We start from the raw sequence: 20,442 nt of genomic DNA, 5'->3' as shown, positions 1-20,442 counted from the left end.
ACGCATGCGCTTGCTGATCATCACCTACGGCACCGAGGGCGACGCGCGACCGCTCGCCGCGCTCGGCTGCGCGTTGATGCGCGCCGGGCACACGGTGCATCTGCTCGGCGATGCCGACACGCTCGACAGTGCGCGCGCGCTCGATGTGCCGGCGACTGCGCTGGCCGGCGACATTCGCGGCACGCTGTCGCGCATGCGCGCGATGCGCCAGATCGAGCGCGCGCTGATCCGCATCGTCGAGGCGCGCACGCCCGAATGGATGCAGCAGGCGATGGCGCTCGGCGCGGGCTGCGATGCGGTGATCGTGTCCGGCCTCACTGCCTTCGTCGGCTTGTCGGTGGCAGAAGCGCTGCGCGTGCCGGCGATCGGCGCGATGATGATTCCGATCAGTCCGACCGCCGCGTTCACCTCGCCGCTGTCGCCGCTGCGCCTGCCACGTGTACTCAACCGCAGCTCGCATGCGTTCGTGAATCACATGGTCTGGCGCACGTTCCGCGCGACGACCAATCGCGGTCATGTGGCGATCGGTCTGCCGCCGCGCAAGGCGCTGTGGACCGCGCATCCGGTGCTCTATGGCGTGTCGCCGGCGTTGCTGCCGGACATCGACGACTGGCCGGCTGACGCGATCGCCTGCGGCCAATGGGTGCCGCCCACGACCGACTGGACGCCACCGCCCGGTCTCGTCGAGTGGATCGCGTCCGGTCCGCCGCCGGTCTATGCCGGCTTCGGCAGCATGAGTGGCTTCGATGCGCCGCGCGTGCGCGCGGCCTTGCTGGACGCGGTCGGCGATCGGCGCGTGCTGTTCAATCCGGGCTGGAGCGGCATCGACATCACCGGTCTTCCGCCGAACATCCACGTCATCGGCAGCGTGCCGCACGACTGGCTACTGCCGCGCTGCGCGCTGGCGATCCATCACGGCGGTTCGGGCACCACGCACTCCGCATGCCGCGCCGGCATTGCGTCGGTGATCCTGCCCTTCGCTGGCGACCAGCCGTTCTGGGCGGGCCGCCTGCGCGCGTTGGGCATCGCCGATCGCGTGCTGTCGGGCCGGCGTCCTTCGGCACCCGGCCTGCGCAAAGCGATCGCATTCGCCGAACGCCCAGAGGTCCGCGCGCGGGCCGCCTCACTCGGCGCCGTGATGCGATCGGAAGACGGGTGCGCGACTGCGATCGCCTGTATCGAGCGATTCGCCGCCGCCGGCACCGACGGCGCACGCACGCCGCACCACGCCTGAACGCATCGGGGGCGCCTCGGGTTCACCCGAGATCCCAGCCCCCCGCGCTGTCGAGAAAATGAAGGCCCCCACTGCACATGGACCGCAGCCTATGAGCGACAACGCATCGGGCGTCTCGGGCGCCGACGCCTCGAACGGCGCCAGCGACGCGCGCGCCGCTGCGGCCGAAGCCGCTGCCGAGCACGGCCTGGACGCCACCGCCAACGCGTCGAACGACGCCGTGTCCGCCGCGGAGACCGGCAAGGCCGCGGCTGCTGCAGGCGACACCTGCACCGCCGAAGCCTCGGCGAATCGCGCGGAAGCCGCCGCCGCCGAAGCGGTCGAAGCGGCCGCCGCCATGGCCGACATCGCGGCGAACAATCCGACGCCGGCGACCGAAGCGATGGCGGGATTCGCTGCGAGTTACGCGCAGGCGGCGACCGAGGCCGCGGCGTCCGCGCGCAGTGCGCTCGACGGCATGCAGGCATCGCAGGGTCTGGGCGCGTGCGTGTCCGAGGCGCCGACCTCGCCGACGCAGGGACTGGCGCTGGGCACGATCAACCAGTTGGGTGGGATCTGGTCCTGAGGCAGCAATAACGCGTTCGTTCGATACGAAAAAAACTGAATCCCTGGCGTCTGGACATGAGGCGTCGGGGGCTGTCTGCTGAGCGCTCACGTGCAGCGCCCTCACTCGACGCGCGTTGCGCGTCGATCTCTCCCGGAGGGAGAGATGTCGGGATCGCCCGGATTCAACATGTGATCGGTTCAGCTCGCTTCGCGAAATCTGCGCACGTGCTCGATCAACGCGCGCAGTTTCGGCGGCAGGTTGCGGCGGTCGGGGTAGTAGAGAAAGAAGCCCGGGAATGGCGGCAGGAAGTCGTCGAGCACGGTCACCAGTGCGCCGCGCGTGATCCACGGTGCGAACGTCTCCTCGATGCCCATGGTCAGGCCGCCGCCGGCGAGTGCGGTGCGCACCATCAGCAGCATGTCGTTGGTCGTGACTTGCGGCTGCACGGCGACGTCGAAGTCCTGCCCGTCCTGCACGAATTCCCAGCGATAGGGCGCCACGCCCGGTGCCGGCCGCCAGCCGATGCAGCGATGCGCGGCCAGTTCGCGCGGGTGCGTCGGCGTGCCGTGTGCGTCCAGATAGCCGGGCGTCGCCACGACGACCTGGCGCACCGGTCCGGTCAGCGGTACCGCGATCATGTCCTGCTCGATCACCTCGCCCAGCCGCACGCCGGCGTCGAAACCTTCGGCGACGATGTCCGACTCGTCGTCGGTCACGGTCACATCGAGCGTGATCTGCGGATAGGCCTGCGCGAACGTCGCGACCAGCGGACCTGACAGAAAGCGTTCGGCGATCGAGGTCACCGCGACGCGCAGCAGGCCGCGCGGCGGGCCGTCATCGAGCGCGTCATCCAGCGCGGCGCCGATCCGCGCCAGCGGCTGCGCGATCTGCTGATGCAGCCGGTGTCCGGCTTCGGTCAGCCGCACGCTGCGGGTGGAGCGCGTGACCAGCGCGACACCCAGCCGGTCTTCCAGCTTGCGCACGCCTTGGCTGACGGCCGAACGGGTGACGCCCAGGCGATCGGCGGCGGCGCGAAAGTTGTCGCTGTCGGCGACCGCGACGAACACGCGCAGCAGGTTGAGGTCGAACTCCATTGGTGAGCGAGTCTAACCAACGCATCCAGCGCGACGGGGATTCTCGCGACACCGGGCCGCTTCTACCGTCTCTGCACCGGGCGCAGACGCCCACAGCAGGAGCTTTTCCATGCAGCAGGACCTCGCCGATCGCATCGTGCTGATCACCGGCGCCAGCAGCGGCATCGGCGCCGCCACGGCGCGCGAACTCGCCGGCCGTGGCGCCACCGTCGTGCTCGGCGCACGTCGCGTCGACCGCCTCGACGCACTGGTGGCCGAGATCACCGCCGCGGGCGGCCATGCCGAAGCGCGCGCGCTGGATGTGGTGGCGGCGGACGACATGCAGGCCTTCGCCGATCACGCGCTCGCCGCGCACGGCCGGATCGATGCGCTCGTCAACAACGCGGGCGTGATGCCGCTGTCGCCGTTGTCGGCGCGCAAGCGCGACGAATGGGACCGCATGATCGACGTCAACATCCGCGGCGTGCTGCACGGCATCGCGGCGGTGCTGCCGGCGATGGAACGGCAGGGCTTCGGCCACGTCATCAACGTCGCCTCGATCGGCGCGCACCAGGTCTTCCCCACCTCGGCCGTCTACTGCGCCACCAAGTACGCGGTGTGGGCGATCTCCGAAGGGCTGCGGCAGGAAACCACCACGCTGCGCGTGACCGTGGTCAGCCCCGGCACCACGACCTCCGAACTCGCCGACACCATCACCCACGCCGGCGCGGCTGAAGGCATGCGCGATTTCCGCCGCATCACGATCGAGCCCGATGCCATCGCCCGTGCGATCGCGTTCGCGATGACCCAGCCCGCGGACGTCGATGTCAGCGAGCTGATCGTGCGTCCCGTTGCGAGCCCCTACTGATGGCCGCCCGGTCTTTGCCCCGCTGCTGCCGGCTCGCCGGTCTCGCGATCGCGATGGGACTTGCGGTGCCGGTGGTGTCCGCGCACGCCAGCGATGCGCCGACGCAGGCCACGACACACGACAACGCCGCACAGATCCGCGCCGCATTCGAGGCCTGGCGACTCGGGCAGGGCAGCGTGTTCGACCTGCTCGCCGACGACGTGGTGTGGACCGTTGCCGGCGATAGTCCGGTCTCGGGCACGTACCGCTCCAAGCAGGCCTTCCTCGACGAGGCCGTCGCGCCGATCACCGCGCGACTCGCGACGCCGATCGTGCCGCAGGTCACACGCATCGTCGCCGACGGCGCCCATGTCGTCGTGCTGTGGCAGGGCACCGCGACGGCGCGTGACGGCAGCACGTACCGCAACCACTACGCCTGGCATCTCGAACTCGCCGACGGCCGCATCGTGCGTGCGACCGCCTTCCTCGACACCTGGGCGCTGGCACAGCTGCTCGATCGCGGTTGAGTCGCGCTGTTGCGGTGCTGGGCCGATCGGGCACCTGGCGACCTGCGAAGGCACAGCTGCCGCCGCAACATCGGCTGCACGGACACGACAGAGGTGTGACCATCGACGTCGCCGAGCGTGCAGGGCAAGTGGGACGTCAGCGCATCTCGAGCGTGATGTTCGGATGCGCGGCCAGGATTTCCAGCACCAGATCGAAGAACGTCGGGCCGCTGCCGGCATCGAGTGCATCGAGGTCGCGCCGGATGCGCGCCGTGTCGTAGCGGCCCGGCGTGTCGAGTTTGTCCTGCAGCCATGCGCGCGTGGTCTCGATGCCGAGCGCCTCGCGGCTGCGTTCGAAATCCGTCCAGACCAGCGTCACCGGCGCGTCGCCGTCGAGCGCGCCGTAGCCGCCGTAGAGCATGTCGTCGAGGGCATCGAGGCTGTGGCCGAGACGCCAGTCGACGCCGGTCATGAAGGTCCGGTTGATCGCGTCGTAGAACGACGCGAGATCGCGGATGCGGCGTCCGTCGAGGGTCAGGGTGCGGGACATGCGGGATCGGGCGGGGGCGATGCGGGAGGCCTGCATCATCGATGTGCACGCGTGAGGACGGTGGCCGCGATCGGCCGTTGGCGACCTGTCGGCGGCAAGCGCGGGCGCGAGCAGTGCGACCGCTCAGGCCTCGAGGGCGCGTCCGATCGCCGCGTCGCGGCCGTCTTCCACCGCGCGGGCCAGTGCGGCCACGCCGCGGTGGATGTTGACCTTCACCAGCGATTCGGACTGGCCAGTCATGCGGCTCGCTTCGACCACGCTGTAACCCTCCAGCTTGACCAGCCGGATGGCGATCGCCTGCGCCGGCTTGAGCGTCGCCAGCAGGCCGTCGAGCAGCAGGGCGGCGTCGACCGCGCCGCGGGGATCGGTGGACACGAGGTCGGGGTCGAGCGCCTCGTCCTGGCGGCGCAGGCCGCGCAGACGGTCGATCCACTTGTAACGCGCGATCGCCGCGACCCAGGGGCGGACGGGTTCGCCCGCCCGGTAGGTGTGGCGCTTTTCGTGCAGGGCGATCAGCGCGTCCTGGGCGGCGTCGTCGACCATCGAGGCCGGCAGGCGGTGGCGGAAGTAGCCACGCAGCCACGGGCCGATCTGGGACAGCAGGCGTGCGTAGGCATGCGCGTCGCCCGCCTGCGCGGCGACGAGCAGCGTTTCCCAGCTGTCGGCGTCGGCCTCGCCGTCCGCCCGCGTCGTCACCATGCCCGGCCTCCCGCCTGCGCACGCGGGGAGTGTGGCGCATCGACGCGCCGACGCGGCGGCGCCGAGCGCCGGCCCGGGCTGCCGCAGGCCGGCGACCTGCACCGCGCGGGTGCCGTCACCCGGCATCGCGGCCGTCGCGCGCCGGCGGCTGCAGAGCGGCCAGCAGGCCCGCGTGCAGCCAGCCCGACAGCAGGCCGCCCGCGAGCCGCACCGCGTCGTCCTCGCCGTGCGTGGCCACGAGCCCGGCGCACAGCGCGCCGTAGGACGCGCCGGCCGCGACCTGGCGCAGCGCGTCGCCTTCACCCGGCGTCGCCAGGCGGCAGACCGGCTGGCCGTCCTTGCGCCAGACGACGACCTGCGCCGGCTGCGCGAGGCGCGGGGCCTCGGGCGGCGGCTGGTCGCCAGTGAGCGCGGTCCAGGCGTCCAGGCAGTCGGTGCGGACGTCGATGACGGCGAGTGCCGGCACCAGCTGCAACTGCAGGCCCGCCCAGTCGTCGCCATCGAAGCCGATCGCCGCCTGCTGGAACGCCGCCACGTCCAATGGGTGCGCGTCGGCCGCGGAGAACACGCCATGCATCGCCCAGTCCAGCGCGGCGATGTCGGCGACGTCCGGTTCATGCACGAACAGCGTCGCCAGCAGCTCGGCGAAACCGTCGCCGACCGCGTCCAGGGTCCAGCTGCCGGGGGGATGGTGGATCAGGTAGTGGGTGGCCGCGGCGGTGAACGGTCCGTCGCCGACGCAGCGCCGCGTACGTTCGAACGTGCTGCGCATCGCCTCGAGCTGGGCGCTGCGTGTGTTGTTGCGGTAGACCGCCAACCCGCGCGCCATCTGCGGGCCCCAGTCGGGCGGCAGCGCCGCCGCCTCGTCGTGGAGGCTGGCCATGAACGTCGACTGCAGGCCGGCCAGGTTCATGCGGCGGCCTGCTGCACGGTGGCATCCAGCGCGAGGGCGCGGGCGCGGTCGAGTTCGCGTTCCAGGTCGTCGAGCGGCGGAATGTCGCCGTCGCGTTCGAGCATCGTCGCCACCGCGCCGGGACATCGGGCGATGACCGACCGGTAGAGGGCCCAGACCGCGTCGCAGACCGCGCGGTCGTGGGTGTCGATGTGCAGTTCGCCGGGCGTATGGCCGGCCAGGTGGATCTGCCGGACCTGCGCCAGCGGCAGGCCGTCGAGGTAGGTGTCGGCGTCCCAGCCGTGGTTGCAGGCGCTGACGTAGACGTTGTTGACGTCGAGCAGCAGGTCGCAGCCGGTGCGGCGCGCCATCTCGGCGATGAACGCCCACTCGGTCATCGTGTCGTCGGGAAAGCGGCAGTAGCTGGACGGATTCTCGAACAGCATCGTGCGGCCCAGCCGGGTCTGGGCGCGGTCGATGTTCGCGCAGACCAGATCCAGCGTGCGGCGGGTGTAGGGCAGGGGCAGCAGGTCGTGGCTGTTGTGCGCCTGGGTGCGGGTCCAGCACAGGTGGTCGGACAGCCACAGCGGCTCGATCCGGTCGGCCAGCCGGCGCAGGCGCGTCAGGTAGGCCTCGTCGAGGCCGTGCGCGGAGCCGACCGACAGCGAGACGCCGTGCAGCGCGACGGGCCAGTGCTGGCGCACGCGCTCCAGCGTCGCCAGCGCGCGGCCGCCGTCGACCATGAAGTTCTCCGAGATCACCTCGACGAAATCCACGCGCGCATCGCCGGCGAGGAAGCGCGGGTAATGTTCGCGGCGCATTCCCAGACCGAAGGTGCGGGCAGGCGGGGTGTGTGACATGGGCGGGCTCCCGGACATGGGGCGCCCACGTGCCGCGACGGCACGCGGGTCGCCCACGGGGCAGGTCAGCGCAGGTCGCCGATCGTGCCGTTCTTGGCCAGGCACTCGCCGGCCTTCAGGGCGACGAAGCCGTGGCCGGCGCAGGCGTTCATGCCCTTGCAGCTGTGCTCGGTGGTGGCGCAGTCGGAGTTGCCCTTGCACTGGTGGACGCCGTAGCAGTGGACCATGTCGTCACTGTTGATGGCGCGGCCATTGCTGCCGTTGGGCGCGGGGGCGGCGAAGGCGGCGGCGGACAGGGCCAGCGCGGCGGCGGAGGCGGCGAGGGTGGCGATCGAGCGGTGGGTGATGTGCATGGCAGGCCTCATGGGTCAAAGGAAGTGACGGAACCGCGGGGCGTCGACCCGCAGGCCGATCGCTAGACAGGAGTTCGCAGCAGCGCGTGCCCCGGTTACAGCGCGACGGAATTTTTTTCGGCTGTAACCGGGGCGACGCTTCGTCCGAACTCCGATAGGCCACCGCACATCCGCGGGGGCCACCCACCCACGACACCCAGGAGTCATCCCATGGACACCCGTACCCTCGCCCGCATCTCCGGTCTCGCCCTCGCCGCCGGTCTGTTCGCCCAGGCCGTGCCTGCCGTCGCCCAGGACGCCGGTGCACGCGAAAAGTGCTACGGCATCGCCAAGGCGGGCCAGAACGACTGCGCCGCCGGCCCCGGCACCAGCTGCGCCGGGTCGTCCACGCGCGACTACCAGGGCAATGCCTGGAAGCTCGTGCCCAAGGGCACCTGCACCACGACCCGCACGCCTGCCGGCACCGGCTCGCTGACTCCCATCGACCGCTGACGGCACGCCGCCATGACCCGACCCCTTCTCACCGGCGGCTTCGGCCGCCATCTCTCGGGCCCCGTCGGCGAGGGGCTGGCGCTGCTCGTCGCCCGTCTCGCACTGGCCAGCGTGTTCTGGCGCGCCGGGCGCAGCAAGGTCGTCGACGGGACGTGGCTGCAGATCAGCGACGGCACGCGGTACCTGTTCGAGCACGAGTACGCCGGCGTGCCGCTGCTGCCCCCCGAGCTGGCGGCGCAGCTGGCGACCTGGGCCGAGTTCGGCCTGCCGATCCTGCTGATGCTCGGTCTGGGCTCGCGTCTCGCGGCGGCCGGTCTGCTCGGGATGACCGCCGTGATCCAGGTGTTCGTCTATCCTGACGCCTGGCCGGTCCACCTCGTCTGGGCCGGTCTGGCCCTGGTGCTGATCTCGCGCGGCGGCGGCCTGTTTTCGCTGGATGCCGTGCTGGCCCGCATCACGCGCGGCCGCGGCGGTACTGCCGAGGCCGCAACCCGTTCGAGGATGACCTGATGGACCGAGACGACGCCCTGATCGCCCGCCTGTCGGCGGACCTGCGCCCCGTCCGTCCCCAGCGCCCGCGCGCCGGCTGGGGCCTGCTGGCGCTGGCGATGCTGGGCACCGCGGCGCTGGTGCACCTGGGCTTCGGCCTGAAACCCGGCCTCGCCCTGGCACCGGGCGGCGGCTGGTTCCTGCTGGCCGAGCTGGTCCTGGCGACCCTGGGACTGGCCTGCGCGCTGGCGGTCGTGGCGATGGCCTCGCCGTCGCGCACCGCGCGTCCGGCGGCGTTCTGGCTGGTGGCGGCGGCCTCGCTGATGCCGGTCGCGGGCCTGGTCGTGCTGGCGGTCCCGGGCTTCGGCGACGCGGCCGTCCACGGCGAACAGGGCCACTGGGCGTGCGCGGTCTGGGGCTCGGTGAGCAGTCTGCTCACTGCCGCGGTGCTGGTGGTCTGGCTGCGACGTGGCGCCCCGGCGTCGCCCGCCCGCGCCGGGCTCTATACCGGGCTGGCATCGGGCGCGCTCGGCAGCGCCATCTACGGACTGTCGTGCCCGATCACCGGCTTCGAGCACTGGGCGATCTGGCATTTCCTGCCGGTCCTCGGCTGCGGCCTCGTCGGGCGTCTGGCGTTGCCGCGCATGCTGCGCTGGTAGCCCCTGCGCTGCATCGGCCCGGCGACCGGGCCGGTGCGCGGTGTGCACGGGTGCCGCGGGCACGCGCTACGGTGCCCGCGGTGCGGCCGTCGGCATCGGCCGGCGCTGCAGTGCCCACATCGCCGCGATGCCCAGCACCGGGCCGGGCAGCAGCACCAGAAACACCCAGCGCCAGCTGCCCAGTGCGCCGGCCAGCAGCGGCACGATCCAGATCGTCGCCACCGTCAGCAGGAAGCCCAGGCCCATCTGCAGCGTCAGCGCGGTGCCCACGGTGTGCGGATCGCCGTGCTCGGTGACCAGCGCCGAGAACTGCGCCGAATCGGCGATCACGCTGGCGCCCCAGACCAGGCCCAGGGTGAGCAGCAGCCACAGCGGCGCCAGATGCGCCCAGCCCGCGGCTACGCAGCACGCGCCCGAAATCAGCAGCGCCACCATCGCCGTGCGTGCGCGGCCGAAACGGTCGGCCAGGCCGCCGGCGAGCACACAGCCCACCAGCCCGGCCGCGATCGCCGCGAACGCCAGCCACGCCGCACGCGTGGCATCACCGTCGACGGCCGCCGCGGTCATCGCGAAGGTCGCGAACCAGGCCCACATCGCGTACAGCTCCCACATGTGGCCGAAGTAGCCCAGCGACGCCAGCACCACGCCGCGGTTGCGCACGATCGCGGCGACATCGCGCAGCCGGAACGGCGCGCGCGGGAACGGATACGGCCCGTCGCGCACGCCCAGCGCGATCACCAGCGCGCCGGCCACCGTCGCCGCCGAGGTCCACACGATCACGCCCTGCCAGCGCGCCCCGCCCAGCGCGCTGACCAGGTGCGGCAGTGCCGAGCCCACCGAGATCGCACCGATCAGCACGCCCAGGGCCAGCCCGCGGCCCTGCACGAACCACGTCGCCACGAGCTTCATCGCCGGCGGATACACCAGCGCCAGGCAGGCGCCGGTGGCCATGCGCGCCAGCAGGAGTTGCGCCGGCGATTGCGCGGCGAGCACGAATGCATTGGCCACCGCCGCGCCCAGCGCCGCGACCACGATCAGCCGCCGCGCCGGCAGCCGGTCGGCCAGGCCCAGCGCCGCTGACCCCAGTGCGCCGGCCACGAAGCCCAGCTGCACCGCGATCGTCAGCCACGCACCGAAGGCGTCACCGAAGCCCCAGGCCGTGCGCAGCGGGCCCAGCACCGCGCTGGCGGAGAACCACGGCGACATCGCCAGCACCAGCGCCAGCGCCATCAGCAGCAGGGTGCGGGTGCGGCCTTCGGGCGACGGGGGCGCGACGGTCGCGGCGGTCATGCGGGGGCGCCTCGGCGCATCGGCGGTGGACTCATGCGCCATGGTGCCCGGTCGTCACGCCGCCGTGCATCGGGCGGCGGCCGTTCCGCGGCATCCGGTGCGCGCGGCTCTAGCGGGACGCGAGCGGCGTCGATGCACACGCGGCGCGGGGGCTGCACGCCATGTGCAACGCAGCCGACGGGTCGCTCCGTTGTGGCATCTCGACGTCGATCGGATGCGACGCCTTGGGCGCGAGCCACGCGAAGAGAATGCCGGCCGCGAACATCAGCACCAGCACGCCCACGAGGACGCCCAGCAGGATCCGGATGCCCCTGGAAGACGACGCCATGCGCCTGGGGTCGCCACATTGCGGGCATGCGAGCGCCCGGTCGCTGATCTCGCGTCCGCATTCCCTGCATTGCACCAGCGCCATTCGCATGTCCTCTCGATCGATGGATTTGTGGCGGCGCGACCCGGAAGCGGACGCCAGCGTCGACCACAGCCTAACGTCTGTTGCGAAGTGGCATCACAACCGCACGTTTCTTTCATGCGGCCTTTGCGAACGCCGCCACACACTCGCCGCTCCCTTCACCGGAGTGACCCGCATGGGCCTGTTCTCGAAAATCGCCGACCGCATCTTCGGCCGCAAAGACGCACCTGCCGCCTCCACCCCGGCCGCACCGGCCAGGCCTGCCGCGGTGATCTTCACCGGCAGCGAGCACGATCCCAAGGTCTCGCCGCCCGCACACAACCCGGCACCGGCCGCGTCCGCGCCGGCGCAGCCGGCGGCACCGGTGGATGTCGAAGCGGTGCTGACCGGCCTCGCTGCCGAGAACGGCGGCCCCAGCGACTGGCGCCATTCGATCGTCGATCTGCTCAAGCTGCTCGATCTCGATTCCAGCCTCGAGGCCCGCAAGGAACTCGCCGCCGAGCTCGACGTCAACGCCGGCGCCCACGGCAGCGCCGAGCAGAACATCGCCCTGCACCGCGCGGTGATGCGCAAGCTGGCCGAAAACGGCGGCAAGGTGCCGGACGATCTGAAGGACTGATCCGGTCCAACTGCCGCATGTCTCCGGGCCGGCGCCCTGAAAGCGCCGGCCCTTCGCGTTGCGGCCCGCGGTGAATACCTGCACCGCAGGGCGGCCCGGCGATGCACCTGCATGCCGGCTTGACCGCCGCTTACGGACCACCGCGTTCGGACACCTGCGCGCGTTAGGATGCCGGTCCCCACGCCGCACCTGCCGATTCCGCATGAAGGCCCGCATCTCCGACGCATTGCAGGCGGCATGAGCCAGGCGTTCCGCCGGCCGGAGGGCCGCGCCCCGTCCCGCATCGAACGCCTGCAGCCGTGGTGCGCCGCGCTCGTCAGCGCGGTGCTCCATGTGCTGTTCGCGTATCTGCTGCTCACCTCCCAGCCGATCGTCTTCAAGCCGCCGCAGGGGTCTTCGGCCGGCAGCCCGATGGCGGTCGAGTACATCGGCATCACCCCGCCGCAGCCGGTGACCGCGCCCATTGCGAGCCCGCCACCGCAGACGCCGCCCACGCAGGCCGCGCCCGTGACCTCGCGCGTGGTGACCACCCGCGTCGAGGACGCCGCCGACCCCGTGCCGCCCGACGAACCCGCGCCGATCGAAGCCCTCACCGAAGTCCGCCCGCCGCGTCCCGCGCCGCCGGCCCCGCCGACGCCGCCGCAGCCCGTGCAGTCGCAGGCCGCCGCCAGCCCGCCCGACGCCCAGCGTCGCGCGCGCACCTGGGGCCAGCCGCCGGGCATGCTGCCCGAGGCCACGGCGCCGGTGAACGCCGGCCGCGAACGCACCGCGCGGATCGGCCGAGGCCGTGGCCGCGATTCCACCTCCGACCAGCCCAGTCTAGAAGTCGGCGGCTACCAGGTGGTCTACGACACCACCAGCGAAACCCGCCTGCGCGAGTGGCGCGACGAAGGCGTCACCGAACTCTTCATTCCGCTGCCCGGCACCCGTGACTACATGGTCTGCCCGCTGGAGACCGCGCTGCGCCGCGAGTCCAGCGATTGCCGCATGCTCGCCCCGGAAGATCCGGCGATGGCCAACATCCGCGATTCGCGCGAAGTCATCGGCTTCCATCGGGTGTATCGCCGCGGCGAAGTGGTCTGGCGCGGGCCGGGACCGTATCGCTGAGGCCCGCAGGCGGGCACCGCCGCCACCGGTGCAGCGCAGCGACGCGAACGATCAGGCCAGCGCCCGGCGCGACGACATCGCCGCGTTCGCGCAGCAGGCCCACGACACCGCGGTTGCGCGCGCACGCACCGTACGCGCGGCGCACCTCGAGGCGGCGGTCGAGGATCGCGAAACACAGAGGCCCTGAGCGCACGGCGGCTAGGGTCGCCCCGGGTGTCGTGCGGCGCGGACGCGGGCTACCGTCCACGCCCACGTTCCCGTGAATGGATTCCGCATGCGCTTTTCCTCGAGCGAGCCTGGTCGCGTCTCCGCCGGCCGCGTGACCGCCCGCGACGTGGCCAACGGCGCCGCGTGCGCGCTCGACGCGATGTCCCCGGCCACCTGATGCTGCGCATTCGACGCAACGTGCCACGCGCCGCCGGCGCATCGCATCGCCTGCCGGTGTCCGCATCCGATCACCGCGGCGCGCGTCACGCGCGCTGCGGCAGGGTGCGCGCGGTGCCGCGGCGTTCCGGCCCGCTCCCCCTGGCATTGGCCGCGCTGATGCTGGCCGCTTCCGGTTGCACGCAACGACACGAGGGCATGGGCCCGGATGCGCGCCCGTTCGAGAACCCCGCGCAGGCGCCGTTCGTGACCGCGTTGCGCGCCGGCGATGCCGCGCGCGCCCGCGAACTGCTGGCCGCTGGGGCCGATCCCGATGCCACCGACGCGGACGGCACGCCCGCTCTGCACTGGTTGATCCGCCGCGGCGACCGCGACGCGGTGCGCCTGCTGCTCGACCTCGGCGCCGATCCCACGCGCGGTGACGCCAGGGGCCGCACCGCGCTGCACGCCGCCGCGATGTCGAAGGACACCGGCTGGATCGAGCTGCTGCTCGACCACGGCGTGCCGGTCGACGTGCCCAATACCCGCAACGGCCGCACCGCCCTGTTCGATGCGCTGCGCGCACGCGAGCCGGGCAGCATCGATCGCCTGCTCGCCGCAGGCGCGAAGGTGGATGCGCGCGATCGCGCCGGCACCACGCCGCTGCACCAGGCCGCACTGGTCAACGACATTCCCTCGGTGAAACGCCTCATGGCCGCCGGCGCCGATCCGCGCGCGACCGACGACACCGGCGCCACCGTCGCCAGCTATCTCTACGACGGCGATCCGGGCGTGCTCGCCGCGCCGGTGCGGCGCGATTACGCATGGATCCGCGAACGCCTGGCGGCCGCGCCGAAACACTGAGGCACGTGCGCACGTCGGACCGCGGTCGTCCCGTCGGTCGATGCCCTGCACCTCGCGTCTGGCACGATGCCGGTCCGTTTGCCGTGCCGTGCCGCTCATGACCCGATTGCCGACATGCCTGCTGTTGCTATTGCTGGTGCTCACCGGCTGCGCCTCGCAGGCGCCGCTGCAGATGCAGCGCAGCCCGGACGACGTGCGCGCGGAACTACTGCGCAAGCTGCCGGCCGGCCTCGACGACCGTGCGGACTGGGCCAACGACGTCTACGTCGCGCTGACCGCGCAGGACATCGCGCCCAGCAGTGAACATCTGTGCGCGGTGCTGGCGGTGACCGAACAGGAAAGCACCTACACCGCCGATCCCGCGGTGGCGGGCCTGCCGAAGATCGCGCGCACCGAGATCGAACGCCGCGCCGCGGCGCTGCACGTGCCGGGCTTCCTGCTCAATGCCGCGCTGCGGCTGGATTCGCCCGACGGCCGCACCTACGCGCAGCGCCTGGACCGCGTGCGCACCGAGCGCGAGCTCAGCGAACTCTACGAAGACTTCATCGGCATCGTGCCGCTGGGCGGACGTCTGTTCGGCGGCCTCAACCCGGTGCGCACCGGTGGGCCGATGCAGGTGCGCATCGACTTCGCGGAATCGCACGCACGCGGCTATCCATATCCGGTCGAGCGCGACATCCGCCGGGAAGTGTTCACCCGGCGCGGCGGCCTGTATTTCGGCACGACGCATCTGCTGGGGTACCAGGCGAATTACGACACGCCGCTGTACCGCTTCGCCGATTTCAACGCCGGCTGGTATGCCAGCCGCAACGCCGCCTTCCAGAATGCGGTGACCCGGGCTTCGGGCATCGACCTCGCGCTCGATGGCGACCTGCTGCTGCCCGGCGCGAACCTCGACAATCCGGGCGCCACCGAGCGCGCCGTGCGCGCACTCGGCGGCCGCATCGGCATGGACGACGCGCAGATCCGCCGCGCGCTGGAACAGGGCGACGCCCTCGAGTTCGAGGACAGCACGCTCCATGCGCGTGTGTTCGAACTCGCCGATGCCGCCGCCGGTACGCCGCTGCCGCGCGCCGTGCTGCCGGGCATCGTGCTGGAGAGCCCGAAGATCACCCGCACCCTGACCACCGCGTGGTTCGCGAACCGGGTGCAGGAACGCTGGGAACGCTGCATGCGGCGTTGAGTCCGGCGCGGCGAACCCCCCCCGCCGCGTCCGCGACGGGTGCCCGCGCCGGCCAGCCGCGCCGGCTTCGGCGCCGCGCACCTGCAACTGTAGGGGACGCAGGCGTCGACACACCGACCGGATGGTCCGGTGCCGGGATGTCGCCGAACCTGCGCCGCCGGCGCCCCGTCAGAAGTCGATCGACGCCGACAGCTTGAAGGTGCGTGGCGCGCCCTGCAGCAGATCCGGACGGAAGCTGTCGAACGCCGATGCCCAGTAGCGTGCGTCGGTGACGTTGTCGATGTTGAAGCGCAGCGTCAGCGGACGATCGCGGACCAGCGTGACGTAACGCGCGCCCAGGTCGAATCGCGTCCAGCTGTCGAGCTGCGTGGTGTTGGCGAGGTTGGCCGCCTGCTCGCCGGTGTGGACCGCGCGGCCGGTCAGAGTCAGTGCGGGCAGGGCCGGCACGTCCCACTCGACGTTGGCGTTGACCAGCAAATCGGGCACGCCGACGGCGTCGTTGCCCTGGTTCAGACCGCCCTGGGTGCGGCGCAACTCGGCGTCGAGAATCGAGACGCCACCGATCATGCGCAGCCCGTCGACCGGCGTGGCTTCGGCGCTGAATTCGATGCCGCGATTGCGCTGTTCGCCGAACGGGCCGAAGCGCAGGGTGTCCGGGGTGGCGCCGTCGGGCTGCAGGAATGCGGTCTCGCGGTCCGTCTGGAACAGCGCGACGCCCGCGGCGAGGCGCGCGTGGCCGAACTTGACGCCGACTTCGGTCTGGCGGGAGACGTACGGCTTCAGCACCTCGCCGGCATTGCTGACCGGCAACGGTGCGCCGCCGCCGGGGTTGGCGCCGCTGACCGGCGCGGTCCCGCCCTGGACCAGCGACTCGATGCGATTGGCATACAGCGAGACGCCATCGACGGGCTTGTAGACGACGCCGAACACCGGCGTGACGTCCTGCTCGTCGTATTCCGTGGTCAGCGCACCGGTCACGTTGGAGTACGAGCGCACGTTGATCTTCTGCAACCGCGCGCCGGCGGTCAGCAGCACGCGGTCGTCGAGAACGCCGAGAGTGTCCGACACGAACGCACTGGTCAGGCGCGTCTTCGAGATCGGGAACGGATCGGACAGGTCGCCACCGACGAACGACACGGTCGACGGCCGCACGGTGTCCACCGGGTCGTACAGATTGGTCGGCAATGCGTCGGCGTAGAACTCGAACGCGTTGCGATTGGTCAGCCAGTTGGCCGACACGCCGACATTGAGTGCGTGGCTCACCGGGCCGGTCTGCAGCTGCGTGCGCAGGCCGACGGTCGCGGCCTCGTTGTTGTCGGTGCGCGGAATGAAGGAACCGCTGACGCTGGCAGCGCCGGTGTCCGCATCCAGCAGCGTGAGCGAGCTGTAGAACCCGTCCTCGCGGCCGTCGCGCGCGCCGAGTGCGCCGTAGAGCAGCGTGTGTTCGCCGAGGTCCCATTCCGCGCGCAGCTGGCCGAACACGTCGCGCAGTTCGGTGTACTGCCACGGCTGCCCGTAATTGAGGTCCGCATCCGGCACCCGCGGCACCACGCCGTTGACCGTCACCTTCGGGCGCAGGCGCTCGACGCGGATATCCTGGTAGGCCAGGTCCAGCGACGCGCGGAATCCGTCGCCGGTGTAATCCAGCGCCAGGCCCAGCACATCGGACTGGCGGTCCTCGTCGTCGATCGCCACATCGCCGCCGCGCGTGGCGCCGTTGATGCGCAGTCCCCATGCCGCGTCGCTGCCGCCGCGCCGTGCAACGTCGAAACTCGCGCCCGAATGGCCCGGCGAGGTGAAGCCCAGCGTGACTCGGTTGAGCGGCATGTCCCCGGCCCGCTTGGGCACCAGGTTCACGCTGCCGCCGATGCCGGAGCCGCCCGGCGCGGCGCCGTTGAGGAATGCGCTGGCGCCGTTGAGCACCTGCACGGATTCGTAGAGTTCCGGCGCGACCAGCTGGCGCGGCAGGATGCCGTACAGGCCGTCGTAGCCGATGTCGTCACCGGCCAGCGCGAAGCCCCGCACGACGAACTGCTCGGCCGCATTGCCGAAACCGTAGGTGGTGCGCACCGACGGATCGTTCTCGAGCACCTGCCCCAGCGTCTGCGGCTGCTGGTTGAGGATCAACGCCGCGTTGAAGCTGCGGATGCCGAACGGCACGTCCTCCGCCGCCTGCTCGCCGAGCACGCCCACGCCGCCGGCGCGGCTGACGCCGGTCTGGTTGCCGCGCTGCGCAGTGACGAGCACGCGGTCGAGCATGCGCGCATCGTCAGTGGCATTCGGGGACGGCGCGTCCTGGGCGAATGCGCAGGGTGCGGACAGCGATGCTGCGATCAACACGGCCAGATGGCGGCGGCGCGGATGGGGGTGGGACATGGTCAACTCCGGAAAGAAAAAGCACGCAGATCGGACAGGGAGAGGTGGGCGGATCAGGAACGCCGGGCTGCGCGTGCCCACAGCACCGCCGCCACGGGCGCCGCCAGGCCCAGCCATGCAAGGCCGTCGCGCCAGCCGTCGCCGGTGAGCGCGCTGACCAGGCCGACGATTCCCGCCACGGCAATGGCCGCCGGTACGGCGAAGATGTGGCGGAGCGTGCGGTGCTGCTGCATCGAATGCGGCTTCATCCGGCGCGCCGCGCGCTCGGCGACGGCATGGAGGAGGCAGGCGCGGGACCGGGCGCGCGGCGTTTGCCGAGCCACAGGTACAGGCCGGTCACCAGCACGACGATCGTCAGCACATCGAGGACCGCCCACAGCAGCTTGAGCGGCAGCCCGCCGTAGTCGCCGAAGTGCAGCGGGCGCGAGAGCGAGAGCGCCTTGTAGTACCAGGGCATCGGGCGCGCATCGGTAAACGCACCGGTTTCGGCATCGATCAGCGCGGGGGTGAGCAGCCGCTCGGTCAGCGGCGTGTCGCCCTGGAAGAACACCGCGTAATGATGCTTCGAGCTGAACTTGCCGCCCGGAAACGCGATGAACTGCGGATTGTTGCCGGGCAGCGCCTCGCGGGCACGCGCCATGGCAACGTCGAGCGAGCCGTAGCGCGCCGGCGGCAGCGCCTCGCGCCCTGCGTAGGCGCGGGTCATCTCGCCCAGCTCGCTGCGCTGCCAGGCCTGGTTGATGGGGTCGGCCAGCGTGTGGATGGTGCCGGTGAGGCCGACCACCAGCACCCAGGCGACGGTCACCACGCCCAGCAGGTTGTGGTAGTCGAGCCACTTCGCGCGCGTGCTGCGGGAATAGCGCAGCGTGCCGAATGGCAGCTTGCGGGTGAACGGCACATACAGCACCACGCCCGAGACCACGGCCGCCGCGAACAGCAGCCCCATCGCGCCCAGGAACAGCATGCCCGGCAGGCCGAGGAACATGTCGGTGTGCAGCTGTAGGATGAAATGCATCACGCCTTCGCCGTCGCTCTCGGCCGCGAAGATCTCGCCGGTCGAGCGGTCCAGCTGCAGGATGGTCATGTCGCTGGCGGGCGAATCCGGACGCGGCGCCGTGGTGACGGTCATCGAGGGCTGGTCGTTGTCGAACGCCATGAACACCGGCACCTCGCCGGGGCGTTCCGCCAGTGCACGGGCCAGCATGTCGTCCAGCGGGCGCAGGCCCGCGGCGTCGCTCGACGATCCCACGCCGGGCAAACGGAACTGCGGTGCGCCCTCGGTCAGCAGGTCGATCTCGTCATGGAAGATCAACGGCAGTCCGGTGAGGCACAGCATCAGCAGGAACAGGGTGCAGACGAGGCTCGTCCACTTGTGCACCCATGCCCAGGCACGGATCGAGCGGTTTTGCATGCGCGGATCTTACATGCGAATTACTCTCATTTACAGCAACAATTCGCGCGCAGTTGTGCCTTCAATCCCCGCCGGGCCGCCGTTCCGGGCGGATGGCGGGTCGCCGGGCGAGGCGCGGACCCCTGCGCGCCGGAGCGCCCGTCCGGATCGTCTGCAGCCGGCCAGTCAAAGCGCCTCCTGCCTGGCGTTGCGACGAGGGCGGTGTCAGTCCGCGCTTACGGCAACACCGTCGCGGGCCGCGCCGCGGCACCGGTGAACGTGCCGTTGGCCACATCCCCGGGCTCCCAGCCGCGACCGGTATCGAAGCCCGTCACCCACCAGGTGTGCGCATCGATGCGCAGCGGGCCGCGTACGCGTTCATGGAAGCGCGTCGGCAGCATCACGCCGTCGAACGCGCGGTAGCCGGTCATCGTCGTGTCCACGTGCGCGCCCTGCGTGGTCGGGAAACCGTTCAAGGTCAGGTGCACGCGGTGCAGCAGATGCGTTTGCGCATCGAACCATGCGATCACCGTGTCGTTCGCCGCCTCGCCGAAGCCCGGCGCAATCTCCACCCGCACGCGCTGGTAGCGCGCGCCGCCTTCGTCCGCATCGGCCATGCGCGTGACCTGGGTCGCGCGCGCGGCCAGGAAGGTCGGGCCGAAGTGGAACAGCTCGAACGCATCGGTGGTCATCGCCGCGGCCTGCAGCGTCCCGGTGTCGGTGGCGCGCACGCCGTCGTAGTACACCTCGATGCCGCCGCGCGTGCGCAGCACCTGCTTGGTGCCCTTCGGCCCCTGGTAGCGGATCGCATGCACGCCGCTCGACGGCGCATAACGCGTCTCCGCCGTGACCCGGTAGCCCGCATCCGTGACCACCGGCTGGATGCGCTGGATCAGCGACTCCCAGCGCCCGTCGCTCGCGTAATTCAAATCGCCGCTGCGCGTGCGCAGGTCACCGCCGTGCGCCGCCACGCTGCGCGCCAGCACGGCGGTGCCATCCAGTCCGTCCGCGGCCGCATACGGCGCCGCCGCCCGTGGAAAGCCCGTCGCGCACCCGGCCAGCCACAGGCCCGCCACCAGCACCACCACACTCCGGATCACGACGTGCATTGCAGACGCTCCTTCGATCGGTCTGCAGGGTCTACGGCGCAAGGGGCCGGCTGGATCACGCCGAAGGCGCCCGCTGCGCCGGCCTTCGTGGGACGCGCGTTGCGAGGTCCGGCCGCGCGGGCCGGGCACGCGCGCAAAAAAAGGGCGGGATCCGCCCGACGCGGGATCCCGCCACGCCGCCGCACAGGGCGGCGGCCAAGTGGTGCAAGAGGTGGGGCGTCGATCAGCCGCCGGTCTTGTCGCGCACCTTGTCGGCCACTTCGCCGACCTTGCGCTGCGCCTTTCCGACGGTCTTCTCCGCCGCGCCCTCGGCCTCGGTCTTGCGGTCGCCGGTCAGCTTGCCGATGGCTTCCTTCACCGAGCCCTTGATCTGCTTGGTGGTGCCTTCGATGCGGTTCTTGTCCATGGGTGTCTCCTGGGGGAAAGGAAACCGGACGGGCCGTACAGGACGTGCGTCGCCGGTGGAGACAGGTTGCCCGCCGCGGGTCCGCGCCGACAGCTGCAAATGCACCAGCGGCACTGGTGCATCTG

Annotated in this window: 24 protein-coding genes; 11 read left to right on the top strand and 13 right to left on the bottom strand. The window is 71.4% G+C overall.

The features are described from left to right. Positions 1-4 precede the first annotated feature (4 nt). Both CURTO8I2_RS10865 and CURTO8I2_RS10860 read left to right on the top strand, forming a co-directional pair. Positions 5-1,234, top strand: a complete 1,230-nt coding sequence (locus CURTO8I2_RS10865) for a glycosyltransferase (protein ID WP_159681089.1) — start codon at positions 5-7, stop codon at positions 1,232-1,234. A gap of 91 nt (positions 1,235-1,325) precedes the next feature. Further along, positions 1,326-1,799, top strand: coding sequence for a hypothetical protein (locus CURTO8I2_RS10860; protein ID WP_159681088.1), 474 nt, complete (start codon positions 1,326-1,328; stop codon positions 1,797-1,799). 179 nt (positions 1,800-1,978) lie between these two features. Here CURTO8I2_RS10860 and CURTO8I2_RS10855 read toward each other — a convergent pair whose 3' ends face one another. Then, a complete protein-coding gene (locus tag CURTO8I2_RS10855) occupies positions 1,979-2,875 on the bottom strand; it encodes a LysR family transcriptional regulator (protein ID WP_159681087.1) in 897 nt (298 codons plus the stop codon). Between the two features lie 109 nt (positions 2,876-2,984). Between CURTO8I2_RS10855 and CURTO8I2_RS10850 the strand changes: the two genes are divergently transcribed. Together CURTO8I2_RS10850 and CURTO8I2_RS10845 are read left to right on the top strand one after the other, a co-directional pair. Further along, entirely contained in the window at positions 2,985-3,722 is a 738-nt protein-coding gene (locus CURTO8I2_RS10850) for an SDR family oxidoreductase (protein WP_159681086.1), read from the top strand. Beyond that, positions 3,722-4,228, top strand: coding sequence for a nuclear transport factor 2 family protein (locus CURTO8I2_RS10845; RefSeq protein ID WP_159681085.1), 507 nt, complete (start codon positions 3,722-3,724; stop codon positions 4,226-4,228). Before CURTO8I2_RS10850 ends, CURTO8I2_RS10845 begins: the two co-directional genes overlap by 1 nt. 136 nt (positions 4,229-4,364) lie before the next feature. Here the strand turns inward: CURTO8I2_RS10845 and CURTO8I2_RS10840 are convergent, their stop codons facing one another. From CURTO8I2_RS10840 to CURTO8I2_RS10820, 5 genes are all read right to left on the bottom strand, one after another. Then, positions 4,365-4,757 (bottom strand): barstar family protein, encoded by a 393-nt coding sequence (locus CURTO8I2_RS10840; RefSeq protein ID WP_159681084.1) that lies wholly within the window; start codon positions 4,755-4,757, stop codon positions 4,365-4,367. 123 nt (positions 4,758-4,880) lie between these two features. Continuing rightward, positions 4,881-5,456, bottom strand: a complete 576-nt coding sequence (locus tag CURTO8I2_RS10835; protein WP_159681083.1) for a sigma factor — start codon at positions 5,454-5,456, stop codon at positions 4,881-4,883. A 115-nt stretch (positions 5,457-5,571) separates the two neighbouring features. Next, on the bottom strand, positions 5,572-6,369 hold the full coding sequence (locus tag CURTO8I2_RS10830) for a DNA-binding domain-containing protein (RefSeq protein WP_159681082.1): 798 nt from the start codon (positions 6,367-6,369) through the stop codon (positions 5,572-5,574). Further along, positions 6,366-7,208 carry a DUF692 domain-containing protein gene (locus tag CURTO8I2_RS10825; RefSeq protein WP_236551081.1) on the bottom strand — a complete coding sequence of 281 codons (843 nt, stop codon included), beginning with the start codon at positions 7,206-7,208 and terminating at the stop codon, positions 6,366-6,368. The genes CURTO8I2_RS10830 and CURTO8I2_RS10825 overlap by 4 nt, the downstream gene beginning before the upstream one ends. A 65-nt stretch (positions 7,209-7,273) precedes the next feature. Next, positions 7,274-7,561, bottom strand: coding sequence for a hypothetical protein (locus tag CURTO8I2_RS10820; protein ID WP_159681080.1), 288 nt, complete (start codon positions 7,559-7,561; stop codon positions 7,274-7,276). A gap of 210 nt (positions 7,562-7,771) precedes the next feature. Here CURTO8I2_RS10820 and CURTO8I2_RS10815 point away from each other — a divergent pair, with 210 nt between their 5' ends. Genes CURTO8I2_RS10815 through CURTO8I2_RS10805 form a run of 3 tightly spaced genes read left to right on the top strand, consistent with a single transcriptional unit; the run spans position 7,772 to position 9,201 of the window. Then, positions 7,772-8,053, top strand: a complete 282-nt coding sequence (locus CURTO8I2_RS10815; protein WP_159681079.1) for a DUF2282 domain-containing protein — start codon at positions 7,772-7,774, stop codon at positions 8,051-8,053. 12 nt (positions 8,054-8,065) lie between these two features. Next, the gene (locus CURTO8I2_RS10810; protein ID WP_159681078.1) at positions 8,066-8,563 is read left to right on the top strand and encodes a DoxX family protein; all 498 of its coding nucleotides are present in this window, start codon (positions 8,066-8,068) and stop codon (positions 8,561-8,563) included. Further along, positions 8,563-9,201, top strand: coding sequence for a DUF1109 domain-containing protein (locus CURTO8I2_RS10805; RefSeq protein ID WP_159681077.1), 639 nt, complete (start codon positions 8,563-8,565; stop codon positions 9,199-9,201). The genes CURTO8I2_RS10810 and CURTO8I2_RS10805 overlap by 1 nt, the downstream gene beginning before the upstream one ends. A 66-nt stretch (positions 9,202-9,267) precedes the next feature. On the opposite strand, the gene CURTO8I2_RS10800 is transcribed toward CURTO8I2_RS10805, so the two are convergent. Together CURTO8I2_RS10800 and CURTO8I2_RS10795 are read right to left on the bottom strand one after the other, a co-directional pair. Further along, positions 9,268-10,491, bottom strand: coding sequence for an MFS transporter (locus CURTO8I2_RS10800; protein WP_159681076.1), 1,224 nt, complete (start codon positions 10,489-10,491; stop codon positions 9,268-9,270). Positions 10,492-10,600: 109 nt separating this feature from the next. Beyond that, positions 10,601-10,903 (bottom strand): zinc-ribbon domain-containing protein, encoded by a 303-nt coding sequence (locus tag CURTO8I2_RS10795; protein WP_159681075.1) that lies wholly within the window; start codon positions 10,901-10,903, stop codon positions 10,601-10,603. A gap of 172 nt (positions 10,904-11,075) precedes the next feature. On the opposite strand from CURTO8I2_RS10795, the gene CURTO8I2_RS10790 reads away from it, so the two are divergent. The 4 genes from CURTO8I2_RS10790 (at position 11,076) to CURTO8I2_RS10770 (ending at position 15,036) form a co-directional block, all read left to right on the top strand. Next, on the top strand, positions 11,076-11,519 hold the full coding sequence (locus CURTO8I2_RS10790; RefSeq protein ID WP_159681074.1) for a DUF3597 domain-containing protein: 444 nt from the start codon (positions 11,076-11,078) through the stop codon (positions 11,517-11,519). A 237-nt stretch (positions 11,520-11,756) separates the two neighbouring features. After that, positions 11,757-12,626 carry a type II toxin-antitoxin system RelE/ParE family toxin gene (locus CURTO8I2_RS10785; protein WP_159681073.1) on the top strand — a complete coding sequence of 290 codons (870 nt, stop codon included), beginning with the start codon at positions 11,757-11,759 and terminating at the stop codon, positions 12,624-12,626. Positions 12,627-13,169: 543 nt separating this feature from the next. Next, a complete protein-coding gene (locus CURTO8I2_RS10775) occupies positions 13,170-13,853 on the top strand; it encodes an ankyrin repeat domain-containing protein (RefSeq protein WP_159681071.1) in 684 nt (227 codons plus the stop codon). A 97-nt stretch (positions 13,854-13,950) separates the two neighbouring features. Beyond that, positions 13,951-15,036, top strand: coding sequence for a DUF1615 domain-containing protein (locus tag CURTO8I2_RS10770; protein ID WP_159681070.1), 1,086 nt, complete (start codon positions 13,951-13,953; stop codon positions 15,034-15,036). A 168-nt stretch (positions 15,037-15,204) separates the two neighbouring features. Here CURTO8I2_RS10770 and CURTO8I2_RS10765 read toward each other — a convergent pair whose 3' ends face one another. From CURTO8I2_RS10765 to CURTO8I2_RS10745, 5 genes are all read right to left on the bottom strand, one after another. After that, entirely contained in the window at positions 15,205-17,412 is a 2,208-nt protein-coding gene (locus tag CURTO8I2_RS10765) for a TonB-dependent receptor (protein WP_159681069.1), read from the bottom strand. 53 nt (positions 17,413-17,465) lie between these two features. Continuing rightward, a complete protein-coding gene (locus CURTO8I2_RS10760) occupies positions 17,466-17,660 on the bottom strand; it encodes a hypothetical protein (RefSeq protein ID WP_159681068.1) in 195 nt (64 codons plus the stop codon). Further along, positions 17,657-18,823 carry a PepSY domain-containing protein gene (locus CURTO8I2_RS10755; protein WP_159681067.1) on the bottom strand — a complete coding sequence of 389 codons (1,167 nt, stop codon included), beginning with the start codon at positions 18,821-18,823 and terminating at the stop codon, positions 17,657-17,659. The genes CURTO8I2_RS10760 and CURTO8I2_RS10755 overlap by 4 nt, the downstream gene beginning before the upstream one ends. 215 nt (positions 18,824-19,038) lie before the next feature. Next, positions 19,039-19,911 (bottom strand): hypothetical protein, encoded by an 873-nt coding sequence (locus CURTO8I2_RS10750; protein ID WP_201295501.1) that lies wholly within the window; start codon positions 19,909-19,911, stop codon positions 19,039-19,041. A gap of 223 nt (positions 19,912-20,134) precedes the next feature. Next, entirely contained in the window at positions 20,135-20,317 is a 183-nt protein-coding gene (locus CURTO8I2_RS10745; protein WP_159681066.1) for a CsbD family protein, read from the bottom strand. Between the last annotated feature and the right edge of the window lie 125 nt (positions 20,318-20,442).

The sequence above is a fragment of the Luteimonas sp. 9C genome (genome assembly GCF_902506295.1).
In the GTDB taxonomy this organism is placed as follows: Bacteria; Pseudomonadota; Gammaproteobacteria; order Xanthomonadales; family Xanthomonadaceae; genus Luteimonas.
The sequence above is the reverse complement of the archived record's forward strand: the minus strand, read 5'-3'. Positions and strand labels throughout refer to the sequence as shown.

Bases quoted from the DNA above. Each gene is read 5' to 3' on its own strand.
- CURTO8I2_RS10865 (WP_159681089.1), top strand. From the start codon at position 5: ATGCGCTTGCTGATCATCACCTACGGCACCGAGGGCGACGCGCGACCG.
- CURTO8I2_RS10860 (WP_159681088.1), top strand. From the start codon at position 1,326: ATGAGCGACAACGCATCGGGCGTCTCGGGCGCCGACGCCTCGAACGGC.
- CURTO8I2_RS10855 (WP_159681087.1), bottom strand. From the start codon at position 2,875: ATGGAGTTCGACCTCAACCTGCTGCGCGTGTTCGTCGCGGTCGCCGAC.
- CURTO8I2_RS10850 (WP_159681086.1), top strand. From the start codon at position 2,985: ATGCAGCAGGACCTCGCCGATCGCATCGTGCTGATCACCGGCGCCAGC.
- CURTO8I2_RS10845 (WP_159681085.1), top strand. From the start codon at position 3,722: ATGGCCGCCCGGTCTTTGCCCCGCTGCTGCCGGCTCGCCGGTCTCGCG.
- CURTO8I2_RS10840 (WP_159681084.1), bottom strand. From the start codon at position 4,757: ATGTCCCGCACCCTGACCCTCGACGGACGCCGCATCCGCGATCTCGCG.
- CURTO8I2_RS10835 (WP_159681083.1), bottom strand. From the start codon at position 5,456: ATGGTGACGACGCGGGCGGACGGCGAGGCCGACGCCGACAGCTGGGAA.
- CURTO8I2_RS10830 (WP_159681082.1), bottom strand. From the start codon at position 6,369: ATGAACCTGGCCGGCCTGCAGTCGACGTTCATGGCCAGCCTCCACGAC.
- CURTO8I2_RS10825 (WP_236551081.1), bottom strand. From the start codon at position 7,208: ATGTCACACACCCCGCCTGCCCGCACCTTCGGTCTGGGAATGCGCCGC.
- CURTO8I2_RS10820 (WP_159681080.1), bottom strand. From the start codon at position 7,561: ATGCACATCACCCACCGCTCGATCGCCACCCTCGCCGCCTCCGCCGCC.
- CURTO8I2_RS10815 (WP_159681079.1), top strand. From the start codon at position 7,772: ATGGACACCCGTACCCTCGCCCGCATCTCCGGTCTCGCCCTCGCCGCC.
- CURTO8I2_RS10810 (WP_159681078.1), top strand. From the start codon at position 8,066: ATGACCCGACCCCTTCTCACCGGCGGCTTCGGCCGCCATCTCTCGGGC.
- CURTO8I2_RS10805 (WP_159681077.1), top strand. From the start codon at position 8,563: ATGGACCGAGACGACGCCCTGATCGCCCGCCTGTCGGCGGACCTGCGC.
- CURTO8I2_RS10800 (WP_159681076.1), bottom strand. From the start codon at position 10,491: ATGACCGCCGCGACCGTCGCGCCCCCGTCGCCCGAAGGCCGCACCCGC.
- CURTO8I2_RS10795 (WP_159681075.1), bottom strand. From the start codon at position 10,903: ATGGCGCTGGTGCAATGCAGGGAATGCGGACGCGAGATCAGCGACCGG.
- CURTO8I2_RS10790 (WP_159681074.1), top strand. From the start codon at position 11,076: ATGGGCCTGTTCTCGAAAATCGCCGACCGCATCTTCGGCCGCAAAGAC.
- CURTO8I2_RS10785 (WP_159681073.1), top strand. From the start codon at position 11,757: ATGAGCCAGGCGTTCCGCCGGCCGGAGGGCCGCGCCCCGTCCCGCATC.
- CURTO8I2_RS10775 (WP_159681071.1), top strand. From the start codon at position 13,170: ATGCTGGCCGCTTCCGGTTGCACGCAACGACACGAGGGCATGGGCCCG.
- CURTO8I2_RS10770 (WP_159681070.1), top strand. From the start codon at position 13,951: ATGACCCGATTGCCGACATGCCTGCTGTTGCTATTGCTGGTGCTCACC.
- CURTO8I2_RS10765 (WP_159681069.1), bottom strand. From the start codon at position 17,412: ATGTCCCACCCCCATCCGCGCCGCCGCCATCTGGCCGTGTTGATCGCA.
- CURTO8I2_RS10760 (WP_159681068.1), bottom strand. From the start codon at position 17,660: ATGAAGCCGCATTCGATGCAGCAGCACCGCACGCTCCGCCACATCTTC.
- CURTO8I2_RS10755 (WP_159681067.1), bottom strand. From the start codon at position 18,823: ATGCAAAACCGCTCGATCCGTGCCTGGGCATGGGTGCACAAGTGGACG.
- CURTO8I2_RS10750 (WP_201295501.1), bottom strand. From the start codon at position 19,911: ATGCACGTCGTGATCCGGAGTGTGGTGGTGCTGGTGGCGGGCCTGTGG.
- CURTO8I2_RS10745 (WP_159681066.1), bottom strand. From the start codon at position 20,317: ATGGACAAGAACCGCATCGAAGGCACCACCAAGCAGATCAAGGGCTCG.